The organism is Streptomyces sp. NBC_01255 (genome assembly GCF_036226445.1).
Classification (GTDB): Bacteria; Actinomycetota; Actinomycetes; order Streptomycetales; family Streptomycetaceae; genus Streptomyces.
On the sequence record NZ_CP108474.1, the window covers coordinates 7,849,387 to 7,866,792 of the forward strand.

Here is a 17,406-nt window from a genome sequence, read left to right on the forward strand (position 1 = left end):
GGCCGGGTCAGGTGGACTCGCGGACGACGAGCACCGGCTCGAACACCTTCGAGGCGGGCTCGGACGGCTGCCGGGCCGGCTCCGGCCGGGCGCCGGTGAGCTCCTCGACCAGAAGGCCGGCCATCGCGGCCGCCATGCGCTCCACCGGCTGACGCACGGTGGTCAGCTGCGGCCGTGCCCTCCGTGCGGCCACCGAGTCGTCGAAGCCCACCACGGCCACCGACCCGGGGATCGCGATCCCCTCCTCGCGCAGGTACTGGCAGGCGCCCTGCGCCATCAGGTCGTTCGCGGCGAACACCCCGTCGATCCCCGGGTGTTCCTTCAGCAGCCGCGCCATCGCACGCCGGCCGCTGTCCACCGAGAACCGTCCCCGTACGACGGGCACCGACGTCACCCCGCGGGCCGCGAACGCCTCCCGGAAGCCGTCGAGGCGCTCGCGCGCGGTGGGGGCGCTGACCGGTGCGGCGATGGTGGCCGGGCGCCGCCGCCCGGTGGCCCACAGGTGCTCGGCGGCCAGCCGGGCGCCCGCGGTGTTGTCGAGGTCGACGAAGCCGCACCGCGTGGAGTCGTGGGGGCGGCCGAACAGCACCGTGGGAACACCGGCCGCCACCAGCATCGACGGCAACGGATCGTCCGCGTCGAGCGGGACCACCAGCGCTCCGTCGGCGCCACCCCGCCGCAGGTACTCCACCAGCTGGGCCCTGGCCTGCTCCGACTCCGCGACCAGCATGACCGGCTGGATCGCGCGCTCGCGCAGGACCGGGAGCACGCCGTCCACCACCCGCCCGAAGAACGGGTCGGAGAACACCCGGGCCGCGAAGGCCTTTCCCGTCGCGGAGAGCACCAGGGCGACGGTTCCGGTGCGGCGCGTCACCAGGGACCGGGCGGCCTGATTGGGCGTGTAGCCGGTGCGGGCGACCGCGTCGCGTACGGCCTGCTGGATACCGGGGGCCACGTTGCGCACGCCGTTGACGACACGGGACACCGTCGCCCGGGACACCCCCGCCTCACGTGCGACGTCCTCCAGAGTCGGTCCTCGATGTCCCACCTGCGCGCTCTGTCGATTCCCCACTTGTGCACCATATCGGGGCTCCGTGTCCGGTGGCGGTACAGGCTCCGGCCGTCTCGGACCAGATGGCGCTGCCACTTAATGAAAGCCAAAAGAAAAGCTATGTCGCATGGCTTGACCGTCATCGTGACCGCCGGGCAAGGTTTCGGAGAGCGCTCTCCCATGTTTCCGCCATGTACACCGAGGAGCCCCATGTCTTCCGTCGGGTCCCCGCCGGCCTTCCGGCGCCCCGCTTCATCCGTCCGACGGGCCACCGTCGGCGCACTCGTCGCCTCGCTCGCCGGCGGCCTGCTCGCCGTCCTGCCCGCCGCGACGGCGCAGGCCGCCCCCACCCTGCTCTCGCAGGGCAGGACGGCCACCGCCTCCTCCACGGAAGGGGCCGCCTACGCCGCGTCCGCCGCCGTCGACGGCAATCTGACCGGCACCCGCTGGGCCAGCCAGTGGACCGACGCCCAGTGGGTCCAGGTCGACCTCGGCCAGAGCGCCACCCTCAGCCGCGCCCTCCTGACCTGGGAGGGGGCCTACGGCAAGAGCTACGAGATCCAGGCCTCCGACAACGGCACCGACTGGCGGACCGTCACGACCGTCACCGGCGGCGACGGCGGCACCGACGACGTCACCCTCTCCGGCACCGGCCGCTACGTCCGGATGAACGGCCTCACCCGAGGCACCGGATACGGCTACTCCCTCTGGGAGTTCCAGGTGTACGGCTCCACCGACGGCGGCGGCCCGACCCTGCCGGGCGGCGGTGACCTCGGCCCCAACGTGCACGTCCTCGACCCGTCCACGCCGAACATCCAGGCCAAGCTGGACCAGGTCTTCCAGGAGCAGGAGTCGGCCCAGTTCGGCGCCGGCCGCCACGCCTTCCTCCTCAAGCCCGGCACGTACAACAACCTGAACGCGCAGATCGGCTTCTACACCCAGATAGCCGGTCTCGGCCTGCGCCCGGGCGACACCACCATCAACGGCGACGTGACCGTCGACGCCGGCTGGTTCAACGGCAACGCCACCCAGAACTTCTGGCGCGGCGCCGAGGGCCTGACCCTCAACCCGGTCAACGGCACCAACCGCTGGGCGGTCTCCCAGGCCTCCTCCTTCCGCCGCATGCACGTCAAGGGCGGCCTCAACCTCGCGCCGAACGGCTACGGCTGGGCCAGCGGCGGCTACATCGCCGACTCCAAGGTCGACGGCCAGGTCGGCAACTACTCGCAGCAGCAGTGGTACACCCGGGACAGCTCCATCGGCGGCTGGTCCAACAGCGTGTGGAACCAGACCTTCTCCGGCGTCGAGGGCGCACCCGCCACCTCGTTCCCCGAGCCCCGCTACACCACGCTCGACACGACGCCGATCTCCCGCGAGAAGCCCTACCTCTATCTGGACGGCAACGAGTACAAGGTCTTCGCGCCCGCCAAGCGCGTGAACGCCCGTGGCACCAGCTGGGCGAACGGCACTCCGCAGGGCGAGTCCGTCCCGCTGAGCCAGTTCTACGTGGTCAAGCCCGGCGCCACCGCCGCCACCATCAACCAGGCGCTCGCGCAGGGGCTGCACCTGCTCTTCACCCCGGGCGTCTACCACGTCGACCAGACGCTCCACGTGAACCGGGCGAACACCATCGTGCTCGGCCTCGGCCTCGCCACGATCATCCCGGACAACGGCGTCACCGCCATGAAGGTCGCCGACGTCGACGGCGTCCGGCTCGCCGGCTTCCTGATCGACGCGGGCCCGGTCAACTCCCCGACCCTCCTGGAGATCGGCCCGGGCAACGCCTCCGCCGACCACGCCGCCAACCCCACCACCGTGCAGGACGTATACATCCGCATCGGCGGCGCCGGCGCGGGCAAGGCCACCACCAGCATGGTCGTGAACAGTGACGACGCCATCGTCGACCACACCTGGGTCTGGCGCGCGGACCACGGCGAGGGCTGGGGCTGGGAGACCAACCGCGCCGACTACGGCGTCCGCGTCAACGGCGACGACGTGCTCGCCACCGGCCTGTTCGTCGAGCACTTCAACAAGTACGACGTCGAGTGGTACGGCGAGCGCGGCCGCACGATCTTCTACCAGAACGAGAAGGCGTACGACGCCCCCAACCAGGCCGCCATCCAGAACGGCACGACGAAGGGGTACGCCGCCTACCGGGTCGACGACTCGGTCAACACCCACGAGGCGTGGGGCCTGGGCAGCTACTGCAACTACAACGTGGACCCGACCATCGTCCAGGACCACGGCTTCAAGGCACCCGTCAAGCCGGGCGTGAAGTTCCACAGCCTCCTGGTGGTGTCCCTCGGCGGTATGGGCCACTACAACCACGTCATCAACGACACCGGGGCGTCCACCATCCCCGCCGGCACCTCGACCGTGCCGTCCACCGTCGTCTCCTTCCCCTGAGACGACCTTGCCTCACCGCCGTACGGCGGTGAGGACTTCGACCCCCTTCCGGGCCGGGTGCTCACGTCCCCGCGACCCGGCCCGGAAGGGCTCGCACGACAAGACCGTGCATCCCCCTCCACAAGCGGCGCCGCCCGCGAGCCGGTCCGACGGTCCGGCCCCACGCGCCCGGCGTCATGAATCAGCCAGGAGCACACACGTGTCCAGTCCCCCCTCCACGCCCACTCGTCCTCGCGGGCGCAACGCAATGTCCCTTGTGTCGCTCGGCGCCCTGCTGGCGTCCTCGCTCACCCTGAGTCTGTCCCCGCAGGCACAGGCCGCGGAGACGCTTCTCTCCCAGGGCAAGGCGGCCACCGCCTCCTCCCAGGAGGGTGAGGCGTTCACCGCCGGCGCCGCTGTCGACGGCAACCTGACCGGTACCCGGTGGGCCAGCCAGTGGCGAGACGGCGAATGGATCCAGGTCGATCTCGGCGCGAGCAGGAACCTGAGCCGCGTCGTGCTCAACTGGGAGGGCGCCTACGGCAAGGCGTACGAGATCCAGGCGTCCGACAACGGCACCGACTGGCGGACCCTGAAGACCGTGTCGGGCGGCGACGGCGGCACGGACGATCTCACCGTCTCCGGCTCGGGCCGGTACGTCCGCATGCAGGGCCTCGCCCGCTCCGGCGGCTACGGCTACTCCCTGTGGGAGTTCCAGGTCTACGGCACCGACGCCGGGACCAACCCTCCGCCGGCGGGCGCGGTCAAGGTGACCGGTTCGCAGGGGAACTGGCAGCTGACCGTCGGCGGGCAGCCGTACACGGTCAAGGGCCTCACCTGGGGCCCGGCGATGGCCGACGCTCCCCGCTACATGCCGGACCTGAAGTCCATGGGCGTCAACACCGTCCGGACCTGGGGGACGGACGCCTCCAGCAAGCCCCTGCTCGACGCCGCGGCCGCCCAGGGGCTGAAGGTCGTCAACGGCTTCTGGCTCCAGCCCGGCGGCGGCCCCGGTTCCGGCGGGTGTGTCAACTACGTCACCGACACGACGTACAAGAACACCATGCTCACCGAGTTCGCCAAGTGGGTCGACACCTACAAGTCCCACCCGGCGACACTGATGTGGAACGTCGGCAACGAGTCCGTCCTCGGCCTGCAGAACTGTTACGGCGGCACCGAGCTGGAGGCCCAGCGCAACGCGTACACGACCTTCGTGAACGACGTCGCCAAGAAGATCCACTCCATCGACCCCGACCACCCCGTGACCTCCACGGACGCGTGGACCGGCGCCTGGCCCTACTACAAGCGCAACGCCCCGGACCTCGACCTGTACTCGATGAACTCCTACGGCAACCTCTGCAAGGTGCGCCAGGACTGGATCGACGGCGGCTACGACAAGCCGTACATCATCACCGAGGGCGGCCCGGCCGGCGAGTGGGAGGTCCCCGACGACGTCAACGGCATCCCCGACGAGCCCACCGACGTCCAGAAGGCCGACGGCTACACCACGGGCTGGGGCTGCGTCACCGGCCACCAGGGCGTCGCCCTCGGCGCCACCCTCTTCCACTACGGCCTGGAGCACGACTTCGGCGGCGTCTGGTTCAACCTGCTGCCCGACGGGCTGAAGCGACTGTCGTACTACGCCGTGAAGAAGGCGTACACCGGCTCCACCGCGGGCGACAACACCCCGCCCGTCATCACGAACATGACCGTCAGCCCGGCCTCCGCGGCCCCGGCGGGACGTGAGTTCACGGTCCGCGCCGACATCCGCGACCCCGACGGCGACCCGATCACACCCAAGATCTACCTCAGCGGAAACTACGCCAACGGCGACAAGCGGCTCGTCGACGCGCAGTACCGCTCCCTGGGCAACGGCACCTTCGCCGTCACCGCGCCCGAGAAGCTCGGTGTCTGGAAGGTCTACATCCAGGCCGAGGACGGCCGCGGGAACGCCGGCATCGAGACGAAGTCCGTCAAGGTCGTCGCCCCGCCCGTCACCGGCACCAACATCGCCCAGGGCCGGCCCACCACCGCCTCCTCCGCCCAGGCCTCGTACGGCGACTGCCCCTGCCCCGCCTCCAACGCCACCGACGGCAACACCTCCACCCGCTGGGCCAGCGACTGGAGCGACCCGCAGTGGATCCAGGTCGACCTCGGCTCGGCCAAGCCCATCCGCACCCTGCAGCTCGTCTGGGACCCCGCCTACGCCAAGTCCTACGACGTGCAGGTCTCCGACGACGGGAACACCTGGCGGACCGTCCACACCACCACCACGGGCAACGGGGACATCGACACCGTCGAGACCGCCACCACCGCCCGGTACGTCAAGCTCCAGCTCACCGCGCGCGGCACCGGGTGGGGCTACTCCCTCCACGAGTTCGGCGTCTACAGCTGACGACGCCGGACTCCCTGAACGGGGGTGGCGGGGCCCGCAGCAGGACTCCGCCACCCCTGCACCACCGCACGGGAACCCATCACACCAGTCGCGTGGCGTCTTCGCGTTCACGCGAAACCACCCCCATGGGCAGGAGATCCCCATGAGATCGAGTCCGAAGCGGCTCCCCGCACTCCTCCTCGGCACGGCCCTCGTCGCCGGCGTCCTCGGCATCGGCACCATCGCCTCCGCCGCGGACACGGACAACAGCACCCCGCCCGCCGCCGTCGCGGCCAACGCCCACAGCGGACACATCATGGCCGCCTCCACCCAGGCCTCGGGCGACGACGCCGACGGAGACGGCTACATCCCGGCCGTACCCCAGGTCACCGATGTGACACCGTCCACAGCCACCCCGCCCCCGGCCTACCACCACGAGTTCCAGGCCGGCTGCGCCGTCACCCACACCGCGCCGGACGACCCGATCGTCTACCCGGGCCAGTTCGGCAAGTCCCACGACCACACGTTCATGGGCAACACCTCCACCAACGCCGCCAGCACCACCGGCTCGCTCTACGGAGGCACCACCACCTGCAAGGCGCCCGCGGACGCCTCCGCGTACTGGATGCCCTCGCTGTACAAGGGTGACCAGAAGATCCTGCCCGTCGGCCCGCAGGTCATCTACTACAAGGCGGGCGTCACCGACTACCGGAGCGTGCGGCCCTTCCCCAAGGGGCTGCGGTTCGTCGTCGGCAACCCGATGCAGAGCGCCGAGGAGTTCCGGGCTCACAAGGGCTTCGTCGAGGGCTGGGAATGCGGTGACAGCTTCTTCAACACCGACATCCCGGCGAGCTGTCCGAGCCGGCCCGACGTCCAGCTCAACCTGCGCATGCAGGCCCCCAGTTGCTGGAACGGCCTGTACCTCGACACCCCCGACCACAAGAGCCACATGGCCTACCCGGTGGTCAAGCCCGGAACCAACGACAACATGTGCCCGGCCTCCCACCCGGTCGCCCTGCCGATGATCGAGTTCAAGATGGCATGGCCGGTCAACGGCGACATGTCCCAGGTCCGCCTGGCCAGCGGCCGCGGCTACTCCTTCCACTACGACTTCTTCAACGCGTGGGAGGAGCGCACCCTCAAGGCCATGGTCGACCACTGCATCGTCGGCGGCCTGCAGTGCGACACCCGAGGCTTCGACCTGTACCGCCCCGAACGCGGGACCGTGCTGAACGCGGACCACCGTCTGCCCTGACCCTTCGTCCCCGCACGGCCCGGACGCCCGCGACGGCGTCCGGGCCGTCCTCACGCCCGCGCGACCTCCCTCCCCTCGCCCCAGGAGCATCCCGTGACCTCCACCGCCCCGTCCGTCACCGCCCAGCACGACGAGCTCATCGATCTCCTGCCCCCGCACTTCCGCTTCGGCGCCGCCACCTCCGCCTTCCAGATCGAGGGCGCCGCCGCCGAGGACGGCCGGACGCCGTCCATCTGGGACACCTTCTGCCGAGTCCCCGGCGCCGTGGACAACGGCGACACCGGGGACACGGCGTGCGACCACTACCACCGCATGCCCGAGGACGTCGCCCTGCTCGCCTCGCTCGGCCTCGACACGTACCGCTTCTCCGTCTCCTGGCCCCGGGTCCAGCCCGGCGGCCGAGGCCCGGCCAACCCCGCCGGCATCGGCTTCTACGACCGCCTGGTCGACGAACTCCTCGGGCACGGGATCACCCCGTGGCTGACCCTCTACCACTGGGACCTGCCCCAGGAGCTCCAGGACGCCGGCGGCTGGCCCGCCCGGGACACCGCGTACCGCTTCGCCGACTACGCGGAACTCGTCCACGAGCGCCTCGGTGACCGCGTCACCCACTGGACCACGCTCAACGAGCCCTTCTGCTCGGCCGTCCTCGGCCACGTCGAAGGGATCCACGCACCGGGCGGCCGCTCCCTCGCCGACGGGGTACGGGCCGTCCACCACCTGCACCTGGCCCACGGCCTCGCGGTCCAGCGCCTGCGGGCCGCCGCCTGCCGCCCCCTCGACCTGGCCGTCACGCACCTCCTGGGCACCAGCCGGCCCGCCACCGACAGCCCCGCCGACCGCGAGGCCGCCCGCCGGGCCGACGCGCTCGGCTTCCGCTTCTATCTGGACCCGATCCTGCGCGGCCGGTACCCGCAGGACCTGATCGACGACCTCGCCGCGCACGGCATCGAGATCCCCGTCCAGGACGGGGACCTGCCGATCATCGCCGCCCCCATCGACACGCTCGGCGTCAACTACTACCGCTCCATGCGCACCTCCGGAACCGACGAGAACGGCGCCACCACCGACGCCCGGGGCCTGCCCGTCACCCGCAACCTTCCGCACGGCGGCCTCCCGGTCACCGGCCTCGGCTGGGAGGTCATGCCCCACGACCTCACCGAGCTGCTCCTGCGCGTCTCCCGCGACTACCCCGGCACCCCGATGGTCGTCACCGAGAACGGTGCCGCGTACGAGGACCACCCCGACGCCCATGGCTTCGTCGACGACACCGACCGCACGGCCTACCTCTCCGCCCACCTGGCCGCGGTCGCCCGGGCCCGCACCGGGGGAGCGGACGTCCGCGGCTACTTCGCCTGGTCGCTCCTGGACAACTTCGAATGGGCCTACGGCTACGACAAGCGCTTCGGCCTCGTCCGCGTCGACTACCCCACCCAGACCCGCACGCCCAAGCGCAGCGCCCTGTGGCTCCGTGACACCGCGCGGCGGATCCGCCGCGCGGAATGACACGGCCACGGCACACGCGCGGCTGCCCCGGGCGAGGAGAACTCGCCCGGGGCCTTCACCGCGTCCGGTACACAAGGTCGGCCCAGGTCAGCCCACCAAGTGGTTCTCCCGTGCGGAGCGGTCCGAGGGGTTCGCGGCCTGCCGGTTCAGCTTCTCGCCCTCCACGTCGATGTTCGGGAGGAGCCGGTCGAGCCACTTCGGGAGCCACCAGGCGGACTCGCCCAGCAGGGCGAACAGCGCGGGCACGAGGGCCATGCGGACGACGAAGGCGTCGAAGAGCACGGCGGCCGCGAGGCCGAAGCCGATCATCTTGACGAAGTCGTTGTCCTCCACGATGAAGCCGGAGAAGACGCTGGTCATGATGATCGCCGCCGCGCTGACGACCCGGCCCCCGTACCGGAACCCGGTGACGACCGCCTCGGCGGGACGGGCGCCGTGGACGTACGCCTCACGCATCCGGGACACCAGGAAGACCTCGTAGTCCATGGCGAGACCGAAGACCACGCCGATCATGAAGATCGGCAGGGTGCTCATGACCGGGCCCGGCTGGTCCACGCCGAAGAGGTCGGCGAGCCAGCCCCACTGGAAGACGGCCACGACGGCCCCGAGCGCGGCGGACACCGACAGGAGGAAGCCGAGCGCCGCCTTGAGGGGGACGAGCACGGAGCGGAAGACGAGCATGAGCAGGAGGAAGGCGAGACCGACCACCAGCGCGAGATACGGGAGCAGGGCGTCGTCCAGCGTCTGCGAGAAGTCGATGAACATCGCGGTCTGCCCGGCGACCAGGATCTCCGAGGCGCCCGACCGGGACTCCAGACCGTCCGTCATCCCGCGGAGGGCGTGCACCAGGTCCTCGGTCCGGCTGTCGGTGGGGCCGGTGGCGGGGACGACGGTGACGAGGGCGGTGTCGCCCGACGTGTTGACGGTGGCGGGGGTCACGGCGTCGACACCCCGGACTCCTTCCAGGGCCGTGCGGACCTTCTCCGCCGCGGTCTTCGCGTCCGTGGCCTCGACGGTGACCGTCAGCGGCCCGTTGAACCCGGGTCCGAACGCATCGGACAGCAGGTCGTACGCCTTGCGCTGGGTGGTGTGCGGGGCCATCGAGCCCTCGCCCGGCAGGCCCAGTTCGAGGCTCGCGGCGGGTACGGCGACGGCGCCGAGGCTCATGACGCCGAGGAGCAGTACGGCGACGGGGTGCCGCAGCACGAACGCGGCCCAGCGGGCGCCGAGGTTGGGCTTGCGGCGGGCCGCGCGCTCGGCGGCCTTGCGCTGCTGACGCTTCGACAGCGGCTTGCCGGTGTACTGCTTGCGGTCCCTGCGGGCCAGCACCCTTACGGGGGCGAAGGCGAGGAGCGCGGGCACGAGGGTGATCGCGACGAGTACGGCGATGGCGACCGTGCCGGCCGCGGTGAGGCCCATCTTGGTGAGCATCGGGACGTTCACCACGGCGAGCCCCGCCAGGGCGATGATCACGGTGAGGCCCGCGAAGACGACCGCCGAACCGGCGGTTCCCACGGCACGGGAGGCGGCCTCCGCGCGTTCACGCCCCTCGGCGATCTCGGAGCGGTAGCGGGAGACGATGAACAGGGCGTAGTCGATGCCGACGGCGAGTCCGATCATCATCGCGAGCATCGAGGTCGTGGACGACAGGCCGAGCGTGCTGCCCAGTGCGGCGATGCCGCTGACGCCGATGCCGACACCGATCACGGCCGTCAGCAGGGGCATTCCGGCGGCGACGAGGGAGCCGAAGGTGAGGAGCAGGACGACGGCGGAGACGAGGATGCCGATCTTCTCGCCCGTACCGCTCATGGCCTGCTCGATCTTGACGGCGTCGCCGCCCGCCTCGACGGCGAGGCCCGCGTCCCGGGCCTCTTCCAGAGCGTCGGCGAGACCGTCGTGCGCCGCGTCGGTCAGCTCGGTCGCACGTGCCGTGTACGTGACGTACGCGTACGCGGTCGTACCGTCACCGCTCACGGCGTTCGCCTCGAACGGACCCGCCACGCGCGCTACTTGGGGCGCGCCGGACAGATCCTTGACGAGCCGCTCGACCTGCGTCTTGCGGGCGGGGGAGGTGATCTTCTCGGCGCCGGGGGCGCGGATGACGACGCGGGCGGCGGCGCCGTCCGCGCGGGCGTCCGGGAACTTCTCCTGGAGGAGGTCGAACGCCTTCTGGGACTCCGTGCCGGGCATCGAGAAGGTGTCCGCGGGCGGGGCGGCGGCGGTGGAGGCCGCGACGCCGGCGCCGACGAGGGCGAGGAGCCACAGGAGGACGACCAGGCCCCGCCGTCGGAAGGCGAAGCGGCCGAGTCTGGAGAGGAAGGTGGCCACGGGAGGAATCCTGTCGGTGAGGTGGTCCGAGGGTCTGGTGGTGGGGAGGTCCGCCGCCGAGGGCATGCCGAGGGCATGCCGAAGGCGCCGTCGGCGGCGGACGGGGGTCGTGCGGTGGGTGTGGTTACGCGGCGGGGGTGGAGCCGTGCCGCGTGAGGGTGATGGCGGAGGCCGGGCAGACGCCGGCGGCGACGCGGACCGCGGCGTGCAGGTCCTGCGGCGGCCGGGCGTCCAGCAGGACGACCAGGCCCTCGTCATCGTCCTGGTCGAAGACCTGAGGAGCGGTCAGGGCGCACATGCCGGCGCCGAGGCAGCGGTCGCGGTCGACACGGATGTCCACGGGATCAGTTCTCGTCCCAGGTGACCGGCAGCCGGTGCACGCCGTAGATGTTCATGTCCGTCCGCAGGGGCACGTCCTCGGCCGGCACGTCGAGCCGCAGCGTGGGGAACCGCCTCAGCAGCGCCGGCAGGGCCACCGTCAGCTCGACGCGGGCCAGTTGCTGGCCCAGGCACTGGTGGATGCCGTGTCCGAAGCCCAGGTGTCCCGTGGCCTTGCGGTGCAGGTCGAGGACGTCGGGGTCGGGGAACCGGGCCGGGTCCCGGTTGGCGGCCTCCATCGAGAGGGTGACGCTCTCGCCCGCCCTGACGATCCGGCCTTCCAGCTCGACGTCCTCCAGCGCGGACTTCACGCCGGTGTGGGCGATGGTCAGGTAGCGCATGAGTTCTTCGACGGCCTGGGGGGCGAGCTCCGGGTCCGTCCGCAGGGCGTCGGCCTGCGCGGGATCGAGGAGGAGCGCGAACGTTCCGTGGGCGATCATGTTGGCGGTGGTGTCGAGCCCGGCGGCGAGCAGGAAGCCCCCGATGCCCACGAGTTCCTCGTCGGTGAGGTCGGAGTCCCGGGCCAGGTCACCGAGCAGGTCGTCGGCGGGTGCGGCGCGCTTGGCGGCGACCAGCTCGGCCATGTACTCCTGGAGTCCGGTGTAGGCGGCGTACCGGTCCTCGGGTGTCACGTCGATGGACATGATCGTGTGGGCGTGGCCCTGGAAGCGGTCGCGGTCGGCGTAGGGCACGCCGAGCAGCTCGCAGATCATCAGTGCGGGGAGGGGGCGGGCGAACGCCTCGACCAGGTCGGTGCCGGGGCCGCCTCGTTCCATCGCGTCCAGGTGCTCGGTGGTGATCTCCGCGACCCGGTCGGACAGCTGCCGCATCCGGCGGACGGTGAACTTGCCCGTCAGGATGCGCCGTAAGCGGGTGTGCTCGGGGGCGTCCATCCCGGTCATGTCGCCGACCGGGGCCGGCGGCAGCGGGCCCTCCGGACCCCCGGGGAAGGGGTAGTGCAGCAGCTCGTACCGTGAGCTGAAGCGGCTGTCCGCCATGATCGCGCGGACCGTGGAGTAGCCGGTGGCCAGCCAGCCGACGTGCCCGTCGGGGTACGTCATCCGGGCGAGCGGGCTCTGCTCGCGCAGCCCCGCCAGCGCGGCGGGCGGGTCGAAGGGGCAGCCGGGGGTGCGCCGCGTGGCGAGGGTGACGGGCTCGGTGGTCCCCGGGTTCTCCGTGGAGTCGGGACCGGTCGACGGTTCGTGCTGCATCGTGTCCTCCGTGGTGAGTGTCGTGCGGTGGCGGGGGGTCAGAGCGTGGCCGTGCGGCCGAAGGCGGATCGCGCCCAGAGGTAGCCGGCGCACGTGAGACCGACGCACCAGGCGAGGGCGAGGTATCCGCTGTTGCCGATGCCGGTTCCCATGAGCAGGCCGCGCAGGGTCTCGATGACCGGGGTGAAGGGCTGGTACTCGGCGAACCAGCGCAGCCCGGCAGGCATGGAGTCGGTCGGCACGATCGCGCTGCCGAGGAAGGGCAGGAAGGCCAGCGGCAGGGGCGCGTTGCTCGCCGATTCGGGGGTCTTGGCCACCAGGCCCATGCCGGCCGACAGCCAGGTCAGCGCCAGTGTGAGGAAGCCGAGGAGGCCGAGGGCGGCGACCCACTCGACGGCGGAGGCGTCGGGGCGGAAGCCGATGGCGAGCGCGATGCCGATCACCAGGGCGATGGCGATCATGGTCTGGATGACGCGGCCGACGACGTGCCCGGTGAGGAACGCGGCACGCGAGATCGACATCGTTCGGAACCGGTTGACGATGCCCTCGGTCATGTCGACACAGACGCCGACCGCCGTCGCCACCGCGCCGGCCGTCGCGGCCATCAGGATGATGCCGGGAGCGACGTAGTCGATGTAGGCGCCGCCGCCGGTGGGCGCGCCGGCGATGCCGCTGCCGAGCGCGCCGCCGAAGGCGTAGTTGAACAGCAGCAGCATCATCACGGGCATGATGACGGTGGACAGGGTCATCGACGGGTAGCGCAGGGCGTGCTTGAGACTGCGCCGCAGCATGGTCATCGAGTCGCGGGCGGCGTACGAGAGGGAGCTCATCGGGCCATCTCCGTAGGGTTGTCGGGGGTGCCGTGACCGGTGAGGGTGAGGAAGACGTCGTCGAGGTCCGGTGTGTGCACGGTCAGCGACTCGGCCCGGACGCCCGTGCTGCCGAGAACGTCGAGTACGGCCTGCAGGGCGGGGATGCCGCCGTCGCCGGGGATGCGCAGCGTGAGCTCTTCGAGGTCGCGTGCCGCCGTACCGAAGTGGAGTGCCCCGGCGTCGAGTTCGCCGCGTGTGGCGAAGCGGAGGCGGATGTGGCCGCCGGGGATGAGGCGCTTGAGCTCGTCGGAGGTGCCCTCGGCGACGAGCCGGCCCTGGTCGAGGACGGCGATGCGGTCGGCGAGCTGGTCGGCCTCCTCCAGGTACTGCGTGGTGAGGAAGATCGTCACGCCCTGGTCGGCGACCAGCTCGCGGATGATCTCCCACATGGTGCGGCGGCTGCGGGGGTCGAGCCCGGTGGTCGGTTCGTCGAGGAAGATGATCTCGGGGTCGCCGACCAGGGTCATCGCGAGGTCGAGTTTGCGGCGCATGCCGCCGGAGAGGGTGCTCACGGGCTTGCGGGCGGCCTCGGTCAGGTCGAACCGCCGCAGGAGCTCGGCGGCGCGCCGCCTGCCCTCGGCGCGGGGCAGGTGCCGGAGGTCGGCCATGAGGAGCAGGTTCTCCTCGGCGGTGAGGAGGTTGTCGACGGCGGCGAACTGGCCGGTCACCCCGATGGCGTCCCGGACGCCCTCGGGCCGCTCGGCGAGGTCGTGACCGGCGACCTGCGCCCGGCCGCCGTCGGGGGCGATGAGCGTGGAGAGGATCTGGACGGTCGTGGTCTTGCCGGCTCCGTTGGGGCCGAGGAGGGCGAAGATCGTGCCCTCGGGGATGGTCAGGTCGATGCCGTCGAGGACGACCTTGTCGCCGTAGGACTTGCGCAGCCCGAGGGCGGAGATCGCCGGGGCGGCGGTGGTGAGGGACGTCGCGGGCATGGGATCCGCCTCCAAGCCATGTGATGTGACATGACACGTGTGAAATTGCACGTGTGAAATGGTGTACCTGTCTGCGGGTCGCCGCCGCGAGGGTGGCGACAGCGGCCCGGGGAGGTCAGGCGCGACGGATCACGATGTCGCCGACTCCGGTGCGGGCGTGGATCTCGACGGTCTCCTCGGACGTTTCGGGACCCTGGGCGGCGCCGAGCGCGTTGCGCACGGTCCCGACCCGGGTGTTGACGTCCAGCCACGCCGCGGTGGACTCCCGTACGCCGATCTCCACGTCGTGCGCGGCGGCCTGGAGGCGGATCACGCCCCGGACCACCTCGTCGATGCGGATGGCGCCGTTGGCGGACCTGGCGTCCACGGAGTCGTGGGCGAGGCCGACCGAGATGCGGCCGTTGGAGGAGTTGGCCTTGAGGTCGCCGGTGATCTCGCCGACCGTGATCTCGCCGTTGCCGTTCTTGATGACGGCCGTGCCGGTGACCTCGCCGAGCTCGATCCGGCCCTGCCCGTGGATCTCGGCGTTGCCGGTCGCGCGGTGGACGCGGATGTCGCCGTGGCCGGTCCGCAGGTGGGTGACGCCCGCCTCGTCGAGCCGGATGTCGCCGAGCGAGACCTTCACCCGGCACTCGCCGAGCGTCCCCTCGCTGGTGAAGTCGCCCATGGCGGTGGTGCCGTTGAGGCGCGAGCCCGCCGGGAGTCCGACGGTGATGTCGATCGACCCGTGCTTGCCGAACGGCGAGCGCTTTCGCGGCCCCTTCACGGTCAGGGTGCCGTTGGCGTACGTGACCTTGGTCTGCTGGGCGACGCGTACGTCGACGTCCTCGGCTCCGTTGCTCGGCAGCACCTCGACGACCGTGTCCGTACGCTCGCTCGCCGTGAGGCGCACGTTGCCGACCTCGAAGTCCAGGATCGCGGTGATGGGCTCGGGCGTTTCGAAAGAAGGCATGGCTGTCCCGTCCTCTTGGCTCTCGTGTGTGTTTGCGCAGGTGGTGCGGGTGATGAGGGGGTGGATCGGTTAGCGGACCCAGCCCCGGTAGCTCTGGCCCACCGGGCTCGGCGGCGGGGCGGGCTGGGCCGAGCCGCCCGGTTCCAGGGCGATGGCGACCGCCCGTACGAGCCAGGCGTTGACCGACAGGCTCTCCTGGCCGGCGGCGTCCTCCACGCGGGACTTGAGGTGGGCCGGGAGCCGGAAGTTGATGCGCGCGGTGCCCCCTTCGTCGCCGTCCCCGACCGGTGGTGCCACCGGCGCTGTGCGTGGCGCCATCGGTGCCGCCATGGTGGCGGGGCCGTCGTTCGGCGCCTCGGTGGAGAGCGGTGACGTCACCACGAACTCGGGGTCCGTCCCCCGCAGTCGCACGTCCACCGAGCCCGGTGCCAGCTCGCGGGTGATCTCCTCGGAGGCGGCGGACAGGGCGTTGAGGAGGGTCAGGCGAGCGGCCGATTCCAGGGGGGCGGTCAGCCGCTCGGCCAGGGCCCGTGCTTCGTCACCGCCGGCGTTGGCGGCGACCGCGAGCTCGCTGCGGAGGTGGTCGACGTAGGGGGTCAGGTCCATGAGGAGATAGTGGCACCACTTTGGCGCCATTGCAAGTCTCTGTGGCGCCAAGTGGCACCGCCGGGCGCCATACGGTGCCATGCAGCGCCATGAGGCGCCTCTGTGGCGCCATGCCACGTGCTACTCGGCGTCCTGCCGCCGCACCATCTCCGTGATCCAGGCCGGTGCGAACGGCGACGTGCAGCCCGGGGGAGTCGGGTAGTCCTTCAGTACCTGCAACCGCTCGCCGATGCCGATCGCGCGGGTGCGGAGCTCGGGGTGCTCGATCCCGATCTGGGCCAGGCAGTGGTTCATCGCCCACTGCAGCCGGTCCGGGGCGTCCTTCATCTCCGCCTCGATGACGTCGAGCAGGCCCGCGAGGTCGAGACCCTCGGGCCTCTTCGCCACGCGTTCGGTGGTCAGCGCCCAGCCGGCGCTCGCGACCACGGGATCCGGATCGGCGGTCCAGGCCAGGCGCAGCTCTTCTGCGTGCGGGTTCTTCTTCACGGCATAGTTCACGAGCCAGTCGTGCACCTTGGGCGTGCGCGCCCCGCGCAGCATGGCGTCCAGCTCGTCCCGCCGGAACGCCTTCGGGCGGCAGATCAGGAGCGCGAGCAGTTTCGCCGCCGTGTCGTCCGTCTCCCACAGCCGGTACGCGAGGTCCTGCTGGGTCTTCAGCCGCTTCGCGACCGCGCGCAGCTTGCCGAGGTTCACACCGTGATCGTCACCGTGCCTCTCGTTCACCGCGCGTGCCTTCGGGTCCTCGAGTCCGGCCAGCTCGGCCATCACCTCGGCCACCGTCTGCTCGGTCACCGCCGCCTGGGCCGCCTTCGTCTCGCTCACCTCGGACCTCCCGTCCCGCTCGACCGGATGCCGGCCTATGGCGCGGACCGGCCTCCTCGTCCGTCACGACGTCTGCTTGGCGCGGGCGTAGTGGCGGCGGGCGCGGTCGCGGTTGCCGCAGTCGCCCGAGCTGCACCACCGTCGGGTGCCGCTGCGGCTGCGGTCGAGGAAGAACCATCCGCAGCCGGGCCCTCCGCAGCGCCGGATCCGGTCGAGGCCGGGGCCGGCAAGGAGTGCTTCGGCGTGCAGCGCGAGGGTGTGGCCCAGATCGGCGAGCCGGTCCGTGCCGGGCTGCCAGCGCAGCGGGAAAGCCGGCGGCAGCTCCGCGCTCTCGTGGGCCAGCAGGATCGCCCGCCGGAGCCCGTTCCACTGGTCCGGCGGCGGGGGATCGCCGTCCGTGAGCGCGTCCAGGACGGGCCAGAGCAGGGCGCGGAGGTGGTGCAGCGCGGCCAGCTGGCGCTGTGTCTCCTCGGCCTCGGCCGCAGCCAGGGTCTCCTGGAGATCGGCGGACTGCCGTGACGTGAGCAGTCCGGCGGTGACCGCCCACCTCGCCCACGCCGTGGCGCCCTTGACCCGCTCGGCGCGGCGCGCGGGGTCCGTCCGCCAGGCGACGGTGTTGACGAAGTCGAGCACCGGGTGTCCGCCCACGAGCGACACACCCGTGGACGCGCCCGTGGCCATGCCTGCCGCCGGGACGTCGGATCCGTTCTTTTCCACTACCACCCCGCCAGTCT

14 protein-coding genes are annotated in these 17,406 nt (G+C 71.4%); 4 read left to right on the top strand and 10 right to left on the bottom strand.

Going from position 1 to position 17,406, the window contains the following annotated elements:
• Window positions 1–7 precede the first annotated feature (7 nt).
• Window positions 8–1,048 carry a LacI family DNA-binding transcriptional regulator gene (locus tag OG357_RS35590; protein WP_329625799.1) on the bottom strand — a complete coding sequence of 347 codons (1,041 nt, stop codon included), beginning with the start codon at window positions 1,046–1,048 and terminating at the stop codon, window positions 8–10.
• A gap of 213 nt (window positions 1,049–1,261) precedes the next feature.
• Between OG357_RS35590 and OG357_RS35595 the strand changes: the two genes are divergently transcribed.
• The 4 genes from OG357_RS35595 (at window position 1,262) to OG357_RS35610 (ending at window position 8,571) form a co-directional block, all read left to right on the top strand.
• Window positions 1,262–3,457: a discoidin domain-containing protein gene (locus OG357_RS35595; RefSeq protein ID WP_329625028.1), complete on the top strand. Its 2,196-nt coding sequence runs from the start codon at window positions 1,262–1,264 to the stop codon at window positions 3,455–3,457.
• Window positions 3,458–3,704: 247 nt separating this feature from the next.
• Entirely contained in the window at window positions 3,705–5,831 is a 2,127-nt protein-coding gene (locus tag OG357_RS35600) for a discoidin domain-containing protein (RefSeq protein WP_329625029.1), read from the top strand.
• A 142-nt stretch (window positions 5,832–5,973) separates the two neighbouring features.
• Complete coding sequence (locus OG357_RS35605; protein WP_329625030.1) at window positions 5,974–7,065, top strand: DUF1996 domain-containing protein; 1,092 nt, start codon at window positions 5,974–5,976, stop codon at window positions 7,063–7,065.
• Window positions 7,066–7,158: 93 nt separating this feature from the next.
• Window positions 7,159–8,571, top strand: coding sequence for a GH1 family beta-glucosidase (locus OG357_RS35610; RefSeq protein WP_443066776.1), 1,413 nt, complete (start codon window positions 7,159–7,161; stop codon window positions 8,569–8,571).
• Between the two features lie 87 nt (window positions 8,572–8,658).
• Here the strand turns inward: OG357_RS35610 and OG357_RS35615 are convergent, their stop codons facing one another.
• The 9 genes from OG357_RS35615 to OG357_RS35655 form a co-directional block, all read right to left on the bottom strand.
• Complete coding sequence (locus tag OG357_RS35615; RefSeq protein WP_329625031.1) at window positions 8,659–10,899, bottom strand: MMPL family transporter; 2,241 nt, start codon at window positions 10,897–10,899, stop codon at window positions 8,659–8,661.
• Between the two features lie 124 nt (window positions 10,900–11,023).
• Window positions 11,024–11,239, bottom strand: coding sequence for a ferredoxin (locus tag OG357_RS35620; protein ID WP_329625032.1), 216 nt, complete (start codon window positions 11,237–11,239; stop codon window positions 11,024–11,026).
• A 4-nt stretch (window positions 11,240–11,243) separates the two neighbouring features.
• The gene (locus tag OG357_RS35625) at window positions 11,244–12,488 is read right to left on the bottom strand and encodes a cytochrome P450 (RefSeq protein ID WP_329625033.1); all 1,245 of its coding nucleotides are present in this window, start codon (window positions 12,486–12,488) and stop codon (window positions 11,244–11,246) included.
• Between the two features lie 38 nt (window positions 12,489–12,526).
• Window positions 12,527–13,318 carry an ABC transporter permease gene (locus OG357_RS35630; RefSeq protein ID WP_329625034.1) on the bottom strand — a complete coding sequence of 264 codons (792 nt, stop codon included), beginning with the start codon at window positions 13,316–13,318 and terminating at the stop codon, window positions 12,527–12,529.
• The gene (locus OG357_RS35635) at window positions 13,315–14,292 is read right to left on the bottom strand and encodes an ATP-binding cassette domain-containing protein (RefSeq protein WP_329625035.1); all 978 of its coding nucleotides are present in this window, start codon (window positions 14,290–14,292) and stop codon (window positions 13,315–13,317) included. Before OG357_RS35635 ends, OG357_RS35630 begins: the two co-directional genes overlap by 4 nt.
• Window positions 14,293–14,407: 115 nt before the next feature.
• Window positions 14,408–15,244, bottom strand: a complete 837-nt coding sequence (locus tag OG357_RS35640) for a DUF4097 family beta strand repeat-containing protein (RefSeq protein ID WP_329625036.1) — start codon at window positions 15,242–15,244, stop codon at window positions 14,408–14,410.
• Between the two features lie 69 nt (window positions 15,245–15,313).
• The gene (locus OG357_RS35645; RefSeq protein ID WP_329625037.1) at window positions 15,314–15,850 is read right to left on the bottom strand and encodes a hypothetical protein; all 537 of its coding nucleotides are present in this window, start codon (window positions 15,848–15,850) and stop codon (window positions 15,314–15,316) included.
• Between the two features lie 120 nt (window positions 15,851–15,970).
• Window positions 15,971–16,615 carry a DNA alkylation repair protein gene (locus tag OG357_RS35650; RefSeq protein WP_329625801.1) on the bottom strand — a complete coding sequence of 215 codons (645 nt, stop codon included), beginning with the start codon at window positions 16,613–16,615 and terminating at the stop codon, window positions 15,971–15,973.
• Between the two features lie 120 nt (window positions 16,616–16,735).
• A complete protein-coding gene (locus OG357_RS35655) occupies window positions 16,736–17,395 on the bottom strand; it encodes a CGNR zinc finger domain-containing protein (RefSeq protein ID WP_329625038.1) in 660 nt (219 codons plus the stop codon).
• Window positions 17,396–17,406 lie beyond the last annotated feature (11 nt).